Origin of the sequence: Corynebacterium testudinoris, assembly GCF_001021045.1 — a bacterium.
GTDB classification, from domain to species: domain Bacteria; phylum Actinomycetota; class Actinomycetes; order Mycobacteriales; family Mycobacteriaceae; genus Corynebacterium; species Corynebacterium testudinoris.
Genome location: NZ_CP011545.1, coordinates 2364553 through 2381087 on the forward strand (window position 1 = coordinate 2364553; position 16535 = coordinate 2381087).

A 16535-nucleotide genomic window follows, 5' to 3' on the forward strand; every position below is an offset into this window, starting at 1 on the left:
AGTAATGCCTGATCGGATCAGTAACACCCAGAGGGGGTAAGGACACTTCTGAGAGTAACCCCCTGGGGTACGGATATCCAGAGTCGGCGACCTGCAACGATGAGGTCTGCCTGTGAACTACTTAGTAGTTTCTCGGGATCATTGGCCCCACACGCAGGGAGTTTTCCCGCCACGGCGCGAATAGTGACCGGGGACACATTGCCCCATAATGGGGTTAGCGGTCACGGTGTTTCGGGATCACGACGCCACACCACCGCCGTGGCGACGGCCGCGCGACCCTCGCTGCGTCCGGTGAACCCAAGGTGGTCAGTGGTCGTCGCGGAGACCGAGACGGGGGCGCCGACAAGGGCGGACAATACCTGCTCGGCTTCTTCCCGGCGCGGCCCCATTTTCGGGGACTGGCCCACCAGCTGGACGGCGGCGTTGCCGATGGTGAAACCGGAGGATTCGAGGAGCTCGCGGCATTCCCGGAGCAGGCGTGCACCGCTCACCCCGTCGTACTCGGAACGCCCGACACCGACGAAGGAGCCCAGGTCACCAAGGCCTGACGCCGAAAGGAGCGCGTCCACCACCGCGTGGGAGACCACGTCGCCGTCGGAGTGACCCTCACAGCCGTCGACGCCGGGGAAGAGGAGGCCGGCGATCCAGCACGGTTTGCCCGGCTCGATCTGATGGGCGTCGGTGGCGATACCCACGCGGGGAATAATCATGAAGGGACCTCGAAAATGGTGGGTTCGGCTTCGTCGGTGATGGTGCGAGCGAGCATCATGTCAATGGGAGTGGTGACCTTGAAGGCCATCGGATCACCCTGGACCGTACGGACATCAACGCCCCGCCATTCCATGAGACTGGCATCATCCGTGGCCACGAACCCCGCATCAGACGAAGAAAAGTAGGCCCGGTTGGCCTCCCGGAGGGAGGCCAAGTCAAAGCCCTGCGGGGTTTGCACCGCCCGGAGGGCGGAACGCTCGGGGGTGGAAAGGACGGCGTCGTTAAGCACTTTTTTAATCGTGTCGACGACGGGGATCACGGGGATGACCGCGGGGGATCCGCTGAGGACGGCTCCCGCGACCCGCGCGATCATGCCTGGTGGAGTGAGTGCGCGGGCGGCATCGTGGATGAGCACCACGGCGTTGTCATCGGGGATGGCCTGCAGGCCGGCCCAGACGCTGTCGGCGCGCTCGCCGCCGCCATGGACGAGGCGAACGGGGATCTCGGCCTCAAAAAGTCCGGCGGAGCCAAGCAGCGAGCGCGCATAGCCCTCCATGTCAGGGCTGATGAGCACAATGACCTCATCGACGACCTGCGAAAAGATCATCGCCGTCACGGAACGCTCCACGAGCGAACGGCCCCGCAACGGCACGAACGCCTTCGGGACAGACGCCCCGAGGCGCGTCCCCTGCCCCGCGGCGGCGACGAGCGCGATGACCCGCATGGAGGTCTTAGTCGTCGAGCTCGTCGTCATCGTCGAAGTTCAAATCATCGAGGTCAGCGTCAATGCCATCCTCCAGCACCCGATCCTCAGCATCAACGGCATCGGCCTCAACGAAGGCCTCCGCGCGGGCCAAGAACTCATTTGCCTTCGCCTCATCGACCGTCTCCGCGAGCGCGAGCTCACCAACGAGGATCTGCCGAGCCTTCGCCAACATACGCTTCTCACCAGCGGAAAGACCACGATCCTGATCGCGGCGCCACAGATCACGCACCACCTCCGCGACCTTGTTCACATCACCGGACGCCAAGCGCTCCTGGTTAGCCTTGTAGCGGCGAGACCAGTTGCCAGCCTCCTCCACATCAGTCTCCCGCAGCACGCCAAAGACCTTCTTCAGACCCTCATCGCCCACGACATCGCGGACACCGACGAGCTCCGCGTTCTTGGAAGGCACGCGGACAACCAAGTCAGACTGATTAATCTGCAGGACCAAGTACTCCAGTTCCTCGCCGCCCATCACCCGATGTTCGATATCAGCAATCTTGGCAGCGCCATGATGCGGATAGACAACGACGTCCCCGACCTTGAAATCCATTCCCACTCCTTGTGCTCCCCCTGCGGGGCACCGTGTTTCGGCATACTTGATCGGCCATTCTACCACGCCTCCCACCTGCAGTTATCTCAGCGGCAGCCCGATTTGAAGCGGCGCGGTTGTCGTCCCAGGTGCAGCTAGGTCGAAAGTTTGCCCCCGACTCCCCCCGCATTCCGAGAGAGGTTTAACAGGAACTGTGTGTGGAGCATTGAAAGCTACTAAGGTAAGACGCTGATAGAACTTAGGTGACAACAATCCATTGGAGGACCCCTCGTGAAGTCCCTGAAGTCGGCCGCCCGCCGCGGCGGCATCATCTCCGTAGCCGCCCTTTCTGCGTTGGCACTGGCATCGTGCTCCGCCGGCCAGATCACCCAGACCTCTTCCCAGGTGGCTGCGGTGAACGGCGCTTCGGCTGACTCCGAGGATGGCACCATCGCTGTCCGCGACGTCACCGTCATCGTGGACGAGGACGGCGGGGCCTCCCTCAAGTTCACCGCCATCAACCAGGACACCGCCCTGGTCGACCACACCCTCGAATCCGTCGAGGTGGACGGCAATCCGGTCGAACTGACCACCGCCTCCCTCGCCCGCGAGTGCGTCCTCGTCGGCGACTCCGCCGAGGCACTGCGCGCCATGCCGCAGGCTGACGGCGTCGGCTGCATCGACTACACCGCGACCTCCCTGGACAACGCCGACTTCGCTATCGGCGGCAACCTCCCGGTCGTGTTCTCCTTCGACTCCGGTGACGTCAACGTCGTTGCCACCATCTCTGCACCGCAGATTGAGTCCGGAGAATTTGTTCGCCCGGAGACCGAAGGCGATGCTCACTAGAGTTCTTTTCGCAGTTTAAGTGCACCCCGGCACGGCCCCATGCGGTTGTGTCGGGGTGCCTCTCTATTGTTAAGCCCATGGCCCGTAAAGCACGTTCTGTCCACACCTGCTCCGAGTGTGGCTACTCTTCCCCCAAGTGGCTTGGCCGCTGCCCTGATTGTGGGTCGTGGGGCACCCTCGTGGAATCGGCTGTCGCGTCTAAGGCGGGTAGCGCTGCAACGGCCGCGGTGTCGGGGGAGGTACCGCGTGGCCTCACGCCGTCCAACCCAGCCATGCCCATCACCCAGATCAATGGGGCGGCGGCGACGGCGGTGTCCTCAGGGATCGGGGAATTAGACCGCGTATTGGGCTCGGGAGTGGTGCCCGGCTCGGTGGTGCTCATGGCGGGTGAGCCCGGAGTGGGTAAGTCCACGTTGTTGTTGGAGGTGGCTAGCCGCTGGGCCTCTCAGCCCGACGGCGATGGCAAGGCTCGCACTGCTTTGTACGTCACGGCGGAGGAATCAGCCGGGCAGGTGAGGGTGCGGGCGGGCCGCACCGATGCGTTGAAGGATTCGCTGTATCTGGCGGCGGAGTCGAATCTGGATGTGGTGTTCGGGCACGTCGAACAGCTCAAGCCGTCCCTGCTCATCGTCGATTCGGTGCAGACGATGCATGCCGCGGGGGTGGAAGGCGTGGCCGGTGGGGTGGCCCAGTCCCGTGCGGTCACCGCCGCGCTGACCACTCTGGCTAAGACGTCGGGCATCCCAGTGCTGTTGGTGGGGCACGTGACCAAGGATGGCAATGTCGCCGGCCCCCGTGTACTGGAGCACCTGGTGGACGTGGTCCTCAACTTTGAGGGAGACCGTCAATCTTCACTGCGCATGCTGCGGGGCATGAAGAATCGATTCGGCGCCACGGATGAGGTTGGCTGTTTCGAGCAAACCGCCGAGGGCATCCGCGAGGTCCCGGACCCGTCTGGTCTGTTCCTCTCCCACCGCGGGCAGACTCCTGACGGTTCAGCCGTCACCGTCGCGATGGATGGGGTCCGGCCGATGCTCGCCGAAGTCCAGGCCCTCACCGTCGATCCAGTGGCGAAGAACCCTAGGCGTGTAGTCACCGGGTTGGACAACAACCGCGTGCCCATGGTGTTGGCGGTGTTGCAGGCCCGGGCAGGCGAGCGGACCAACGAGAAGGACGCTTACTTGGCCACCGTGGGCGGGATGCGGATCTCCGAGACGGCTACGGACCTGGCCGTCGCGCTGGCCACCTGGTCCTCGCTGCACGAGAAACCGCTGCCGCCCAAGACGGTGGTCATCGGCGAGGTCGGTTTGGCCGGGGAAATCCGCCGGGTGCCATCCGTGGGCCGTCGCCTGGCTGAGGCCGCCCGCTTGGGCTATGACTTCGCCATCGTTCCCGCCGGTGAGAAGATCACCGTGGCCGGGATGCGGGTGGTCCAGGCGGCCACTTTGCGCGAGGCCATTGAACTAGCGGCGAAAGGATAGAATCACCCCTCATGAGCGATAGTTCTCCCCTGCCCGCGGCAACCCTGCGGGAAACGCTGCAGCACCTAGCGCCCGGCACCGAGCTGCGCGACGGCCTCGACCGCATCGTCCGCGGGCACACCGGCGCCCTCATCGTCTTGGGTGATGGCCCCGAGGTCACCGGCCTGTGCGATGGTGGGATCGAGTTCGATGTCGCCTTCGCCGCCACCCGAGTCCGAGAGCTGTCCAAAATGGATGGCGCTGTCATCCTCTCTACCGATGGCACCCGCATCCGCCGCGCCAACGTCCAACTCATGCCCTCCCCCACGTTTCCCACGAAGGAGAGCGGCACCCGGCATCGTTCCGCCGAGCGCACCGCCCTGCAGACCGGGCGGCCGGTCATCGCGGTGAGCCAATCCATGAGCGTGATCACCTTGTATGTGGAGGGTGGCCGCCACGTCCTCGATGCGCCGGCAACTATTGTCACCCGCGCCAATCAAGCCCTGGGCACGTTGGAGCGCTATCGTTCCCGCCTCGACCACGCTAACCAGCGGCTATTCGTCGCCGAAGTCAATGATTACGCCACCGTCGCCGATGTGGTGTCGGTGTTGCAGCGTGAGCTCATGGTCAAGCGCGTCGGCCTGGATCTAGACCGTGACGTCCTCGAGCTGGGTACCGCCGGGCGCCAACTGGAGCTGCAGCTCAGTGAGCTCCGCGGCGACAACGATCACGACATCGACCTGCTCATCCGGGACTACCTCATCACCGCGGGTCCGCCCACGAAGGAAGAAGTCGCCCAGGCCACGGCCGCTCTGGATAGCCTCAGCGATGCTGACCTGCTCAAACCAGCCAACGTCGCCCGCATTTTGGGCCTGCCCGCCACCGAGGAATCCCTCACGCAGTGGATCGTGCCGCGCGGTTACCGGCTGCTCAGCCGGGTGCCCCGCGTGCAGATGTTCCTCATGAACAAGATCATCGGCCATTGCGGCGACCTCAACGCCCTGGTGTCAGCGTCGGAGGAGGACCTGGCTGGGATCGATAACGTCGGGCATTTGTGGGCCCGGCACATCCATGAGGGGTTGCGTCGAATTAGAAAATAGCCCCACTGCGCCCCGCTACTGTGGGGTGCATGGCTACTGCGCGCCCCCGCTATCACCTCACTGCCCCCACGGGTCGCCTCAACGACCCGAATGGCATCTTCCTCAGCGGCGATACCCTGCACGTGTACTACCAAAAGGACCCGGCGTTTCCCTTCGGCACCAAGCGAACTGGGTGGGGTCACGCCACCACGACCCTGAGCGGTGAGCACGCCCTCATCTGGCAGCACCACCCCGACGCGCTCTACCCAGATGCCCCTTATGACCTGCACGGATGCTATTCCGGCGGCGCAGTCCGGGATGAGAACGGCACGGTTCACCTCTTCTACACCGGCAACCTCAAGGTCACCCGCGAGGATGGCCCGCCGCTGCGCCAGGCCACTCAAAACTCGGTCACTGTGCAGAGCCCGGATGGCCCCGAGGGTGGCTTCTATCGTCGCCACCCTGCCAATCCGCTTATCGACGCCCCCGCCCCCGGCTTCACCAGCCACTACCGCGATCCGATGATCACCGTCGACCCCACCGGTAGCACCACCTGGCGGATGGTGTTGGGAGCTCAGCGTTCGAACGAAACTGGCGCAGTGGTCCTCTACCGTTCCGATGACCTGGTCTCTTGGGATTTCGCCGGGCAGTTAACCTTCGATGTTTCCGGCGCCGAACCGGGCACCGCACCGGATCTCATCCCCGGCGGCTACATGTGGGAATGCCCCAACCTGTTGAGCATGCGTGATCAATCGACCGGCGAGGACCTTGAGGTCCTCATCATCTGCCCGCAGGGTCTCGATCCGCTTGTCGACGTCGACGGCACCACCCATTACGCCAGCAAAGACAACTGCGGGTACCTCGTCGGCCGACTTCACGGCACCACCTTCGAGGTCCTCCGCGGATTCAGCGAACTCGACTTCGGGCACCAGTTCTACGCCCCTCAGGTCATCGCCGAGAACGGCCCGGACTCCGCCCTCATGCTGGGGTGGATGGGCCTCCCCGACCAAGACGACACTCCGTCCGTGGAGGCCGAGGGCTGGGTGCATTGTCTCACCGTTCCCCGCCGACTCACCCTGTCCGATCGGGCATTGCGCCAAGAGCTCATCACGCCGGTGGAGGTGGTGCGCGACCACCTCCACGATCGCAGCGTCACGTTCGTGGTGCGCGATAGCGCCGGTGAAGACCGAGCGGAGCTGACGTATCGCCCCGGGCCCACACCGCAGCTCTCACTGAGCATTGATGGCGATACCCGCACCGTCGCCTGCCAACCCGGCGACGTAGAAATCTTCCTCGACGGCTGCGCCCTGGAAATCAGCGCCGGAGGCGGAACGGTGTGCTTCAGCAGCGTGGTCTTCCCCACTGAGGGTGCGACCTGGGAGCCGATCACTCGGACCCACGGCGCGGGCTAAAACAGTACGCCCCTGCATTTTCCCTGCTCCGGGCGCTGTAGTGTGCGCAGCTGCGCGCGCCGTTCCCACAACGTGTTTTCCCCTAGCGGGGCTTTGTGCCAACTCTTCGGGCCACCAGCCACGCCAAGGGGACAGCCACGATAAGGATGATGGCCAACTCGATCGGTCCGAGGTTTGCCTTCAGCACGGTGGCCAAGAGCATGAGGACGATGGCGAAGACCAGGAGCTTTTTCATCTTACCCACGCTACCTGAGAGATGTGACACATTTGGCCTTCCGTAGTGATAATCCTTGCTCTTTCCTGCTCAGCCCGGTTGAATGAGGGCAGATGCCCGATCATGTCCGAACGGAAGGGAACCAACATGGAGCACCGGCAAGTGGCGGAGAGGATCCTCGTCGCCGTCGGCGGCGAGGAGAATCTGGTGGCCGCCGCCCACTGCGCGACCCGATTGAGGATGGTGCTGCGCGATACCGCGATCGTCGATAAGCAGGCACTTGAGGATGACCCGGATCTCAAAGGCACTTTTGAGACCGGCGGAATGTTCCAAATCATCGTCGGCCCAGGTGACGTCAACAACGTCTTCCGGGAGCTCGACGACATCACCACGAAGAGCATCGCTGTATCCACGGAAGAACTGAAGGACGTCGCCTCGCAGGGCGGCAACTGGTTCACCCGCGCCATCAAGGTGCTGGCCGATATCTTCGTCCCACTGATCCCCATCCTCGTCGGTGGCGGTCTCCTCATGGCGATCAACAACATCCTGACTGCGCCGGATCTTTTTGGTCCGCAGTCGCTCGTTGAGCGCTGGCCATCCATTTCCGGTATGGCCGAGCTGATCAACCTCCTGGCCTCTGCCCCCTTCGCCTTCCTGCCGATCCTCGTGGGCTTCACCGCCACCAAGCGCTTCGGCGGCAACGAGTTCCTCGGCGCCGGTATGGGTATGGCGATGGTGATGCCGGCGCTGGTCAACGGCTACGACGTGGCCGCGACCTTGGAAGCCGGGCAGATGCCGTTCTGGTCGATCTTCGGCCTGGACGTGGCGCAGGCCGGCTACCAGGGAACTGTGCTTCCGGTGCTAGTCGTCTCGTGGATCCTGGCAACGATTGAAAAATTCCTGCACAAGCAGCTCAAGGGCACGGCGGACTTCCTCATTACCCCGGTTGTGACACTCCTGATCACCGGTTTCCTCACCTTCGCTGCGGTCGGCCCGGCCATGCGGTGGCTGGGTGACATGCTCGCTGTCGGGCTGCAGAACGTTTATGACTTTGGCGGCCCAGTTGGTGGCTTCCTCTTCGGCCTCATCTACTCCCCGATCGTCATCACTGGCCTACACCAATCGTTCCCGCCGGTGGAATTGCAGCTGTTCGCCCAGGGTGGTTCCTTCATCTTCGCCACCGCTTCCATGGCCAATATCGCCCAAGGTGCAGTGGCGCTCGCGGTGTTCTTCCACACTAAGAATGAGAAGCTCAAGGGCCTGGCCGGCGCCTCCGGCGTTTCCGCTGTCCTAGGCATCACCGAGCCCGCAATCTTCGGTGTCAACCTTCGACTGCGCTGGCCATTCTTCATCGGCATGGGTGCCGCCGCGATCGGTGGCGCGCTCATCGCGATCTTCGACGTCAAGGCCGTCGCCCTCGGTGCCGCCGGCTTCCTCGGCGTCGTGTCCATCCGGGCCAATGACATCCCGATGTTCCTCGTCTGCGCCGTCATTACGTTTATCATCGCCTTCGCCGCCGCCTTTGCTTACGCGATCTACCTCAAGCGAACCAAGGGAACGATCGATCCCGACGCCCCGGCTGTTGCCGCAACCAGTGCCGAGGAGGCCCTGCCCACCCAGGTCGCCTCTGATGATGCCCTCGGAATCATTGCCCCGCTCACCGGAACCGTGACCAGCCTAAGCTCAGTCTCTGATCCCATGTTTGCCCAGGGGAAGCTGGGAGCAGGTCTGGCCATCATCCCCGATGAGGGCAAACTCATCGCCCCGGTCAGTGGCAAAGTTATCGTCGCTTTCCCCTCCGGACACGCCTTCGCCATCCGTACCCAGGGCGCAGACGGGAAAAACGTCGATGTCCTCATGCACATCGGTTTCGACACCGTCAACCTCAAAGGCCAGCACTTCACGCCGCTAGCCACTCAGGGCCAGGAAGTGCAGGCCGGTGACGTCCTCTGCGAGTTCGACATCGCTGGCATCACCGGAGCAGGCTACGAGGTGACCACCCCCGTGGTCGTGTCCAACTCCAAGCGCACGGGGCCGGTTCTGCCCGCTCCCGAACTCAACGTGCCGGGGCTTATCTCGGCGGGACAAGGCTTGCTGACGGTGGATCCCCAACCAGCGGTAACTAGCTCAGGTTAAACGGGTAGGCGTCAGAGGCGTTATTGCCGATCACACCGTGCAGGAAGTAGGAGCCAGCTGGCACCGGCTGGCGACTATTGCACTGACCGGGCTGCGAACCCAAGCGAGACCACACGGCCTGGAAGGAGCGCTCGGAACCGGCCTCGAAGGTTTCCTCGCCAGTGAGTACAGAGGGGTAACAATCGATGTCGGCCCACACGCGGTTGTTGGTGGCCAAGTCATAGACCTCAAAGCGCAGCTCATCCTCGTCGAGGTTGACCACGCAATCTGCGGCAGTGGGGTTTTCCACTGTCATGAAGAACTTCGGCTGCACATCGCCGACGTAGTTTGGTCGGTCGCTAGTCGCGGTGATGCGAAGATCGGCGAGCTCGCAGGAGTCTTTCGCGTTGGGGTTCGGCTCTTTGCTCTGCGAGGGCTTCGCACTAGAAGAAGTGGGAGCCTCTGACGTCTCGGATGTGGTGGCCGGTGAAGAAGTAGCCGAGGTCGTCGGCACGCTTGTCGACGCCGCCGTAGCTCCCGGGTCCGTCGTCGAACCACGGTTGGCGAAGGACACCATTCCCCACACGAGCAGGCCGACGACCACCAACACGATCACGATGGCGGCGACGCGGCGTCGAGCGTAGATCTCGGCGGGGAGTCGGCGGGGATTGTGGTTGCTCACGCCTAACACTCTAAAACTTTGTGCGCCTAACCTGCGGCACCCCGCCGTAGCGTGTCCCAAGGTGAAGGGTCAGGATGATCCAACGACCCCTGCGCCGGGATCGCCTTCACCTAGTGCGGCAACCTTATCGAGAACGCGGTTAGCTTTCGCTATCTCAACTTCGTACCACTCCTCGGGGTTAGTGAGCACCTTCCGAGCGTTTTCGATGACATCGTGCGGGACTGGGGTCACCTGCAAACGGTCGAACATGTCCAGCAGGTCCTCCACGCCGTTGACGTACTCGCCGCACACCATATCCATAGATGCCGAGAAGGCCCAGTCCGGATCGTCGGCGTATTCGAGAAGAGCAGCCTCCGCCGCCGCGTTCCTGTACACGTCGGGGTGTAGTTCGTTGGTCATCTGAACTCCTCTTTACGGCCACTAAGAAAACTCCACGCCCCGACCCAGCGCCGCAACTTTATCCAGCACCCGATTCGCTTTCTCTATCTCCTCATCGGACCACTCTTCGGGGTCGGTGAACAGCTTGCGGACGGCTTCAACAACGTCGCGAGGTACCGGGGTGACCTGGCGTAAGTCAAGAAGGTCAAGCATCTCATCAACCCCGTCCTCGTACTCACCGCCGACCATAGAGAATGAGACGCTGTACGCCCAATCAGGATCATCCGAGTAGCTGAGCAAGGCGGCTTCTGCCGGAAACGATTTAAAAGTCCAACTGTGAAGATGTACGTCAGTCAATGAGTTTCGCCTCCTTGCAATCTTCTGGAAAACAAACAGTCGCTATCAGCTCACAAGAGATCTCTTGGTTAAACGCCCCGACCCAGCGCCGCAACTCTATCCAGCACCCGATTCGCTTTCGCTATCTCGACTTCGGACCACTCTTTGGGGTCGGTGAACAGCTTGCGGACGGCTTCAACAACGCCGCGGGGCAGTAGCGGAAAACATCCTCAGCAAGAACTATTGGTTCCATTGCTCCCCGCCCCACGTCGGTGACCAGGATTAGGGCGACACCCCGTCGGCGATGACCAGTTCGGTGGCGCCGTCGGAGAGGCGGTAGCGCAGGCCGACGATGGCGCAGCGGCCGTCGTCGATGCGGTCGCGCAGGGACCAGAGGCGGTGCTTGATCTGGACGACGGTTTCTTCGATGTGTTGGCGTTCGTAGTCGTCTGTGGTGGACATGCCGCGGGCTCGGGCTTCGAGGATGGAGGGGGCGACTTTTTCGATGAGGATGCGTTCGAGGCCGTCGGGGATGGCGCCGCCGTCGAGGGCTTCGGCGGTGGCGGCTACGGCGCCGCAGGATTCGTGGCCCATGACCACGACGAGGTCAACTTCGAGGCTCTTGATGGCGTATTCGATGGACCCGAGGACGGAGGGGTCGAGGATTTCGCCGGCGGTGCGGACGACGAAGAGGTCGCCGAGGCCGACGTCAAAAACCAGCTCGACGGGCACGCGGGAGTCAGAGCAGGAGAGGATGACCGCGCGGGGGGATTGTCCGGAGCGCAGTTCCATGCGGCGAACGGTGTCAAGGTTGGGTCGCTGGAGTGCCTCCTCGACGAAGCGCTTGTTTCCGGCTTGGAGGGCTTCCCACACAGCTTGCGGTTGGTGGGCAACTTCTTTCATCGGCATAACTACAAGTGTAAGCCCTGGGGCACCTAGACTCGATCATCATGTTCGCCCCTGCACTTCTTCAATGGTTCGACGATCACGAACGCCCCTTGGCGTGGCGCGAGCCCGGCACGACGGCGTGGGGTGTGTTGCTCTCGGAGGTGATGAGCCAGCAGACTCCGGTTGCGCGTGTGGAGCCGATCTGGCGGGAGTGGATGGAGCGTTGGCCCACTCCGGAGGCGTTTGCGCAGGCCAGCCCGGCGGATGTGCTGCGGGCGTGGGGCAAGCTGGGCTACCCGCGGCGGGCCTTGCGATTGCTGGAATGTGCTGCTGTCATCGTGGAGGAACACGCAGGGCGGGTTCCGGGGGACGTCGATAAGCTGTTGGAGCTTCCGGGGATCGGTGACTACACCGCGCGGGCGGTGGCCTGTTTTGCCTATGGGCACAATGTGCCGGTGGTGGATACCAATGTGCGGCGGGTGTACCGCCGGGCGGTGGAGGGGAAGTACCTGGCAGGGGCGGCGTCGAGAAGCGAGTTGGCCAAGGTGGCGGACCTCCTCCCCGAAGAGGATGGTCCGCGGTTTTCCGCCGCGATGATGGAGCTGGGTGCGTTGGTGTGCACAGCGACGAACCCGAAGTGCGGTGCTTGTCCGCTCTTATCGACGTGCGCGTGGGTCGCCGCCGGCCGCCCGGAACCACTCCCGGAGGAGCTGGCAAAAAAGAAGGTGCAAAAGTTCACGGGCACGGATCGGCAGGTGCGGGGGCTCATCATGGATGTGCTGCGGAATGCCGAAACGCCCGTGCCGCTGACCGACATCGACCTGGTGTGGCCGAAGGAGGGTCAACGCACACGGGCGTTGGAGTCGTTGCTGGTGGACGGGCTAGCCGAGCAGAACAGCGACGGGCATTTCTTGCTGCCGCAGTAGTTGACTTACTTCCAGCGGCCGCGGAAGTTCAAGCCGCCGGGCAGGCTGACCCACAGGCCACCACGACTATTGATGGTCAGTGGGCCAACCCGGGTGGACGCCGAGGCGCCCGAGCCGGAGATGTTGATCCAACTGTTCTTGCCAACCTTTTTGCGCTTGCGATAGGTGATGCCCATGGTGGGCATTCTATACGCTTAGACCTGTGGTTGCGGCTGCGCGCCGCCCTGCGGGCCTTCGTCGGTGTTGCTGCCAACCTCGCTGAGATCATCCGGGATGGTGTCCGGGGTGTCGGACACAACCAGGTCGGTCTCTACCTCGCGGATTGCCTCGGCTGCCTCGGGGGAAATCTCCGAGAAGGTTCCCTCCGGCAGTGGCTTCGGGCGCGGGGTGAAGGTGAAGACAGCCGAGTCGACGTTCTTGTCCTCGCCGTCCCAACCATCGACATCGACGGTGACAATCTCGCCGGCGCCGAGCTCACCGAACAGGATCTTCTCGGACATGGCGTCCTCGATCTCCCGCTGGATGGTGCGGCGCAGCGGACGAGCACCCAAGACCGGGTCAAAGCCACGCTGAGCAAGCAGGGCCTTGGCCTTGTCGGTGAGCTCGATGCCCATGTCTTTGGGGGCTAGGGCACGCTCGACGCGACCGATGAGCAGCTCGACCATCTCGACGATCTGCTCGCGGGTGAGCTGGTGGAAGACCACGATCTCGTCGATGCGGTTGAGGAACTCGGGGCGGAAGTGCTTCTTCAGCTCGTCGTTGACCTTGTTCTTCATGCGCGTGTACTGCGCATCGGTGTCGGTCTCAGAGGAGCCGGTGAAGCCCATGCCCACGGCCTTGGAGATGTCCTGCGTACCCAGGTTCGAGGTGAAGATGAGCACGGTGTTCTTGAAGTCGACGACGCGACCCTGGCCGTCGGTGAGACGACCATCTTCGAGGACCTGCAGGAGGGTGTTGTAGATCTCCTTGTGGGCCTTCTCGATCTCGTCGAAGAGGACAACAGAGAACGGCTTGCGGCGGACCTTCTCGGTGAGCTGGCCACCTTCCTCGTATCCGACGTATCCGGGAGGTGCACCGAACAGACGGGAGGCGGTGAAGCGGTCATGGAACTCGCCCATGTCGATCTGGATGAGCGCGTCATCCTCACCGAAGAGGAACTCGGCCAGAGCCTTGGACAGCTCCGTCTTACCCACACCGGAGGGACCGGCGAAGATGAAGGAGCCGGAAGGACGCTTCGGATCCTTGAGGCCTGCCCGGGTACGGCGGATGGCGCGGGAGACGGCCTTGACGGCATCGTCCTGGCCGATGATGCGCTTGTGCAGCTCATCTTCCATGCGCAGCAGGCGAGAGGACTCTTCCTCGGTCAGCTTGAACACGGGGATGCCGGTCCACGTGCCCAGGACCTCGGCGATCTGCTCCTCGCCGACCTCCGCGATCTCCTCGAGGTCGCCGGAACGCCACTGCTTTTCCTTCTCAGCGCGCTCCTCGCCCAGCTTGCGCTCCTTATCGCGCAGGCCGGCTGCCTTCTCGAAGTCCTGATCATCGATCGCGGCTTCCTTCTCGCGGCGCACGTCAGCGATGCGCTCGTCGATCTCGCGCAGGCCCTCCGGGGCAGTCATGCGCTTGATGCGCATGCGAGCTCCGGCCTCATCGATGAGGTCGACGGCCTTGTCCGGCAGGAAACGATCGTTGATGTAGCGATCGGAGAGGTTGGCGGCGGCGACCAGAGCACCATCAGTGATGGAGACGCGGTGGTGTGCCTCGTAGCGGTCGCGCAGACCCTTGAGAATCTCAATGGTCAGCTCGACGGAAGGCTCCGGGACCTGAACCGGCTGGAAACGACGCTCCAGCGCAGCATCCTTCTCAATGTGCTTGCGGTACTCATCCAACGTCGTGGCACCGATGGTCTGCAGCTCACCGCGAGCCAGCTTCGGCTTGAGCAGGGAGGCAGCGTCGATAGCGCCTTCAGCGGCACCGGCACCAACGAGAGTGTGAATCTCATCGATGAACAAGATGATGTCGCCGCGCTGGTTAATCTCCTTGAGCACCTTCTTCAGGCGCTCTTCGAAGTCACCGCGGTAGCGGGAACCGGCCACCAAAGAACCCAGGTCGAGTGAGTAGACCTGCTTATCCTTCAGCGTCTCCGGCACCTTGCCATTAACAATGTCGAGCGCCAGGCCCTCAACAACAGCGGTCTTACCCACGCCGGGCTCACCGATGAGCACCGGGTTGTTCTTGGTACGACGCGAGAGCACCTGCATGATGCGCTCAATTTCCTTCTCACGCCCCACCACCGGGTCAAGCTTGCCATCGCGGGCAGCCTGGGTGAGGTTGCGACCAAATTGGTCCAGCACCAGCGAGTTCGAGCGATCGCCCGTCCCTCCCTGGCCCTGCTGGCCACCGCGAGCGGCACCAGCGCCGGCGCCGACGGGACCGCCAGCGGCGGCATCCGGGGTCACCTCCGGGTTATTGTCCTGGCCACCTTCGTAGCCGGAGAGCAGCTGGATAACCTGCTGGCGCACGCGCGGCAGATCAGCGCCGAGCTTGACCAGCACCTGGGCGGCCACGCCTTCACCCTCACGGATCAGGCCGAGCAACAGGAACTCAGTACCGATGTACTTGTGTCCCATCTGCAGCCCCTCACGCAAGGAGAGCTCGAGGACCTTCTTGGCGCGCGGAGTAAAAGGAATGTGGCCGGTGTGCGGCTGCGTTCCGGTGCCGATGATCTCCTCGACCTCAGAGCGCACGGCATCCAGGGAAATACCCATGGACTCCAGAGCCTTCGCTGCCACGCCCTCACCCTCATGGATGAGGCCGAGCAGGATGTGCTCCGTGCCAATGTAATTGTGGTTGAGCATGCGCGCTTCCTCCTGTGCGAGGACGATAACGCGACGTGCGCGGTCGGTGAACCGTTCGAACATGTCTACCCCTAACCTTTTGTTCCTAACTTGTTAACTACTCTAACGCTCGCAACGGACATTCTATTTGCGTCTCGGTTTATCAAGGTCCGTTTTTCGCTCATTCTCCCTGGTAGAGGGCATGTACGCCGGTAGCGAACAGGCCTTTGTGGGCCTCTTTTTCGCGATCGCAGCTACGCTTTTGTCAAGGACTTCACCTGCTCCACCTCACTGCACTATCAAAGGAGTACGACGTTGAACGCATCCCAGGCCAGCTCCCCCGCCAGCTCCCCCATCACCGCCAACGACACCATCGACGCGTGGCTCAACCATCCCACCGGAGGGCCTGTCTTAAGGTCCTTCCTGGAGTCCGCCGGCTCCGATGTCGATGCCCTCAAACCCGCCTATAGCCTGCCGTTGGGCAAGCTGGTGGAGTTGTCGGGTGGGAAAATGACCCGCGACGCCATTGATGGTCTCGTCGCCGAGGCCAATGGCGGTCACCTCCCTCCGACGATCGATGCGGAGGCGACTCCGGCCATCGCGGGCCGCCGCTTCGCGGGCAAGACGGTTATTGTCACCGGCGCCGCCAACGGCATTGGCCGCGCCACGACTCTGCAACTCCTCGGTGAGGGCGCGCGGGTGGTTGCGGTTGATGTCTCTGCGCAGCGCCTCACCGAGCTTGTCGACGCCGCCGGCACCACCCCCGAGCAGTTGGTCACCGTCACGGCCGATCTCACGGCAGCAGGAGCCGCCGAGGAGATCCTTTCTGCCGCGGGCGACGGGATTGCGAGCTTGGCCAATATCGCCGGCATCATGGATGACTTTTCTGCCCTGCATGAGGTGTCTGATGAGATGTGGTCGCGGGTCTTTGCCGTCAATGTCGATGGGTTAGTTCGGCTCAGCCGCGCCGTGAGCGCTCACATGTTGGCCAACGGCGGCGGGTCCATTGTCAACGTTGCCTCCGAAGCAGGCCTGCGCGGTTCTTGCGCGGGCGTGGCGTATACCGCGTCCAAGCATGCGGTGGTGGGCATCACGAAGTCGATGGCTGTTATGTACGCCGACGCTGGAGTTCGCACGAACGCCGTCGCCCCCGGTGCGGTGATGACGGGCATTCCCATTCCCGAACAGGTGGGTGCCTTCGGCAGCGAACGGCTGGCAGCTTACCGGTCTAACACGACGTCGATTAGCACTGCGGAGCAGCAGGCAGCCGCCATCGTGTGGCTGCTTTCCGATGACGCGGCGAGCGTCAACGGTGCAATCTTGCCTAACGATGGCGGCTGGTCGGCGATTTAA

Annotated in this window: 18 protein-coding genes; 8 read left to right on the plus strand and 10 right to left on the minus strand. The window is 63.1% G+C overall.

Annotated features, from left to right (window positions below; all coding sequences use genetic code 11):
- Positions 1-221: 221 nt before the first annotated feature.
- From ispF to CTEST_RS11390, 3 genes are read right to left on the minus strand one after another with little or no spacing between them, the layout of a single operon-like run.
- Positions 222-710, minus strand: coding sequence for a 2-C-methyl-D-erythritol 2,4-cyclodiphosphate synthase (ispF, locus tag CTEST_RS11380; protein ID WP_047253825.1), 489 nt, complete (start codon positions 708-710; stop codon positions 222-224).
- A complete protein-coding gene (gene ispD, locus CTEST_RS11385) occupies positions 707-1435 on the minus strand; it encodes a 2-C-methyl-D-erythritol 4-phosphate cytidylyltransferase (protein WP_236686178.1) in 729 nt (242 codons plus the stop codon). The genes ispF and ispD overlap by 4 nt, the downstream gene beginning before the upstream one ends.
- A 7-nt stretch (positions 1436-1442) precedes the next feature.
- A complete protein-coding gene (locus tag CTEST_RS11390; protein WP_047253827.1) occupies positions 1443-2027 on the minus strand; it encodes a CarD family transcriptional regulator in 585 nt (194 codons plus the stop codon).
- A 270-nt stretch (positions 2028-2297) separates the two neighbouring features.
- Between CTEST_RS11390 and CTEST_RS11395 the strand changes: the two genes are divergently transcribed.
- The 4 genes from CTEST_RS11395 to CTEST_RS11410 all read left to right on the plus strand — a co-directional run bounded on the left by CTEST_RS11395 (position 2298) and on the right by CTEST_RS11410 (position 6806).
- The gene (locus CTEST_RS11395) at positions 2298-2855 is read left to right on the plus strand and encodes a hypothetical protein (protein WP_144413278.1); all 558 of its coding nucleotides are present in this window, start codon (positions 2298-2300) and stop codon (positions 2853-2855) included.
- A 77-nt stretch (positions 2856-2932) separates the two neighbouring features.
- Entirely contained in the window at positions 2933-4336 is a 1404-nt protein-coding gene (radA, locus tag CTEST_RS11400) for a DNA repair protein RadA (RefSeq protein WP_047253829.1), read from the plus strand.
- A gap of 11 nt (positions 4337-4347) precedes the next feature.
- Positions 4348-5415 carry a DNA integrity scanning diadenylate cyclase DisA gene (gene disA / locus CTEST_RS11405; RefSeq protein ID WP_047253830.1) on the plus strand — a complete coding sequence of 356 codons (1068 nt, stop codon included), beginning with the start codon at positions 4348-4350 and terminating at the stop codon, positions 5413-5415.
- Positions 5416-5444: 29 nt separating this feature from the next.
- A complete protein-coding gene (locus CTEST_RS11410) occupies positions 5445-6806 on the plus strand; it encodes a glycoside hydrolase family 32 protein (RefSeq protein WP_047253831.1) in 1362 nt (453 codons plus the stop codon).
- A gap of 82 nt (positions 6807-6888) precedes the next feature.
- Here the strand turns inward: CTEST_RS11410 and CTEST_RS13710 are convergent, their stop codons facing one another.
- Entirely contained in the window at positions 6889-7041 is a 153-nt protein-coding gene (locus CTEST_RS13710; RefSeq protein WP_158408168.1) for a hypothetical protein, read from the minus strand.
- A gap of 126 nt (positions 7042-7167) precedes the next feature.
- Here CTEST_RS13710 and CTEST_RS11415 point away from each other — a divergent pair, with 126 nt between their 5' ends.
- Entirely contained in the window at positions 7168-9156 is a 1989-nt protein-coding gene (locus CTEST_RS11415; RefSeq protein WP_047254436.1) for a sucrose-specific PTS transporter subunit IIBC, read from the plus strand.
- On the opposite strand, the gene CTEST_RS11420 is transcribed toward CTEST_RS11415, so the two are convergent.
- The 3 genes from CTEST_RS11420 to CTEST_RS11430 all read right to left on the minus strand — a co-directional run bounded on the left by CTEST_RS11420 (position 9143) and on the right by CTEST_RS11430 (position 10552).
- Complete coding sequence (locus tag CTEST_RS11420; protein ID WP_047253832.1) at positions 9143-9817, minus strand: hypothetical protein; 675 nt, start codon at positions 9815-9817, stop codon at positions 9143-9145. The genes CTEST_RS11415 and CTEST_RS11420 overlap by 14 nt on opposite strands.
- Before the next feature lie 69 nt (positions 9818-9886).
- The gene (locus tag CTEST_RS11425) at positions 9887-10216 is read right to left on the minus strand and encodes a hypothetical protein (protein WP_047253833.1); all 330 of its coding nucleotides are present in this window, start codon (positions 10214-10216) and stop codon (positions 9887-9889) included.
- Positions 10217-10237: 21 nt separating this feature from the next.
- Positions 10238-10552: a hypothetical protein gene (locus tag CTEST_RS11430; RefSeq protein WP_047253834.1), complete on the minus strand. Its 315-nt coding sequence runs from the start codon at positions 10550-10552 to the stop codon at positions 10238-10240.
- On the opposite strand from CTEST_RS11430, the gene CTEST_RS11435 reads away from it, so the two are divergent.
- The gene (locus CTEST_RS11435; protein WP_047253835.1) at positions 10552-10749 is read left to right on the plus strand and encodes a hypothetical protein; all 198 of its coding nucleotides are present in this window, start codon (positions 10552-10554) and stop codon (positions 10747-10749) included. The genes CTEST_RS11430 and CTEST_RS11435 overlap by 1 nt on opposite strands.
- A gap of 64 nt (positions 10750-10813) precedes the next feature.
- Here CTEST_RS11435 and CTEST_RS11440 read toward each other — a convergent pair whose 3' ends face one another.
- Complete coding sequence (locus tag CTEST_RS11440; protein ID WP_047253836.1) at positions 10814-11440, minus strand: carbonic anhydrase; 627 nt, start codon at positions 11438-11440, stop codon at positions 10814-10816.
- Positions 11441-11481: 41 nt separating this feature from the next.
- Here CTEST_RS11440 and CTEST_RS11445 point away from each other — a divergent pair, with 41 nt between their 5' ends.
- Complete coding sequence (locus CTEST_RS11445; protein ID WP_047253837.1) at positions 11482-12345, plus strand: HhH-GPD family protein; 864 nt, start codon at positions 11482-11484, stop codon at positions 12343-12345.
- A gap of 5 nt (positions 12346-12350) precedes the next feature.
- Here the strand turns inward: CTEST_RS11445 and CTEST_RS11450 are convergent, their stop codons facing one another.
- Together CTEST_RS11450 and CTEST_RS11455 are read right to left on the minus strand one after the other, a co-directional pair.
- Positions 12351-12521, minus strand: coding sequence for a DUF4236 domain-containing protein (locus tag CTEST_RS11450; RefSeq protein WP_083985758.1), 171 nt, complete (start codon positions 12519-12521; stop codon positions 12351-12353).
- Between the two features lie 18 nt (positions 12522-12539).
- Positions 12540-15266, minus strand: coding sequence for an ATP-dependent Clp protease ATP-binding subunit (locus CTEST_RS11455; protein ID WP_047253839.1), 2727 nt, complete (start codon positions 15264-15266; stop codon positions 12540-12542).
- 231 nt (positions 15267-15497) lie between these two features.
- Here CTEST_RS11455 and CTEST_RS11460 point away from each other — a divergent pair, with 231 nt between their 5' ends.
- Entirely contained in the window at positions 15498-16535 is a 1038-nt protein-coding gene (locus CTEST_RS11460) for an SDR family NAD(P)-dependent oxidoreductase (RefSeq protein WP_047253840.1), read from the plus strand.

What these genes read in the sequence shown, in the direction of transcription:
- CTEST_RS11390 (WP_047253827.1), bottom strand. Translation starts at nt 2,027, where the DNA reads ATGGATTTCAAGGTCGGGGACGTCGTTGTCTATCCGCATCATGGCGCT.
- radA (WP_047253829.1), top strand. Translation starts at nt 2,933, where the DNA reads ATGGCCCGTAAAGCACGTTCTGTCCACACCTGCTCCGAGTGTGGCTAC.
- ispD (WP_236686178.1), bottom strand. Translation starts at nt 1,435, where the DNA reads ATGCGGGTCATCGCGCTCGTCGCCGCCGCGGGGCAGGGGACGCGCCTC.
- CTEST_RS11455 (WP_047253839.1), bottom strand. Translation starts at nt 15,266, where the DNA reads ATGTTCGAACGGTTCACCGACCGCGCACGTCGCGTTATCGTCCTCGCA.
- CTEST_RS11445 (WP_047253837.1), top strand. Translation starts at nt 11,482, where the DNA reads ATGTTCGCCCCTGCACTTCTTCAATGGTTCGACGATCACGAACGCCCC.
- CTEST_RS11415 (WP_047254436.1), top strand. Translation starts at nt 7,168, where the DNA reads ATGGAGCACCGGCAAGTGGCGGAGAGGATCCTCGTCGCCGTCGGCGGC.
- CTEST_RS11410 (WP_047253831.1), top strand. Translation starts at nt 5,445, where the DNA reads ATGGCTACTGCGCGCCCCCGCTATCACCTCACTGCCCCCACGGGTCGC.
- ispF (WP_047253825.1), bottom strand. Translation starts at nt 710, where the DNA reads ATGATTATTCCCCGCGTGGGTATCGCCACCGACGCCCATCAGATCGAG.
- CTEST_RS11435 (WP_047253835.1), top strand. Translation starts at nt 10,552, where the DNA reads ATGAGTTTCGCCTCCTTGCAATCTTCTGGAAAACAAACAGTCGCTATC.
- disA (WP_047253830.1), top strand. Translation starts at nt 4,348, where the DNA reads ATGAGCGATAGTTCTCCCCTGCCCGCGGCAACCCTGCGGGAAACGCTG.
- CTEST_RS11450 (WP_083985758.1), bottom strand. Translation starts at nt 12,521, where the DNA reads ATGGGCATCACCTATCGCAAGCGCAAAAAGGTTGGCAAGAACAGTTGG.
- CTEST_RS13710 (WP_158408168.1), bottom strand. Translation starts at nt 7,041, where the DNA reads ATGAAAAAGCTCCTGGTCTTCGCCATCGTCCTCATGCTCTTGGCCACC.
- CTEST_RS11425 (WP_047253833.1), bottom strand. Translation starts at nt 10,216, where the DNA reads ATGACCAACGAACTACACCCCGACGTGTACAGGAACGCGGCGGCGGAG.
- CTEST_RS11440 (WP_047253836.1), bottom strand. Translation starts at nt 11,440, where the DNA reads ATGCCGATGAAAGAAGTTGCCCACCAACCGCAAGCTGTGTGGGAAGCC.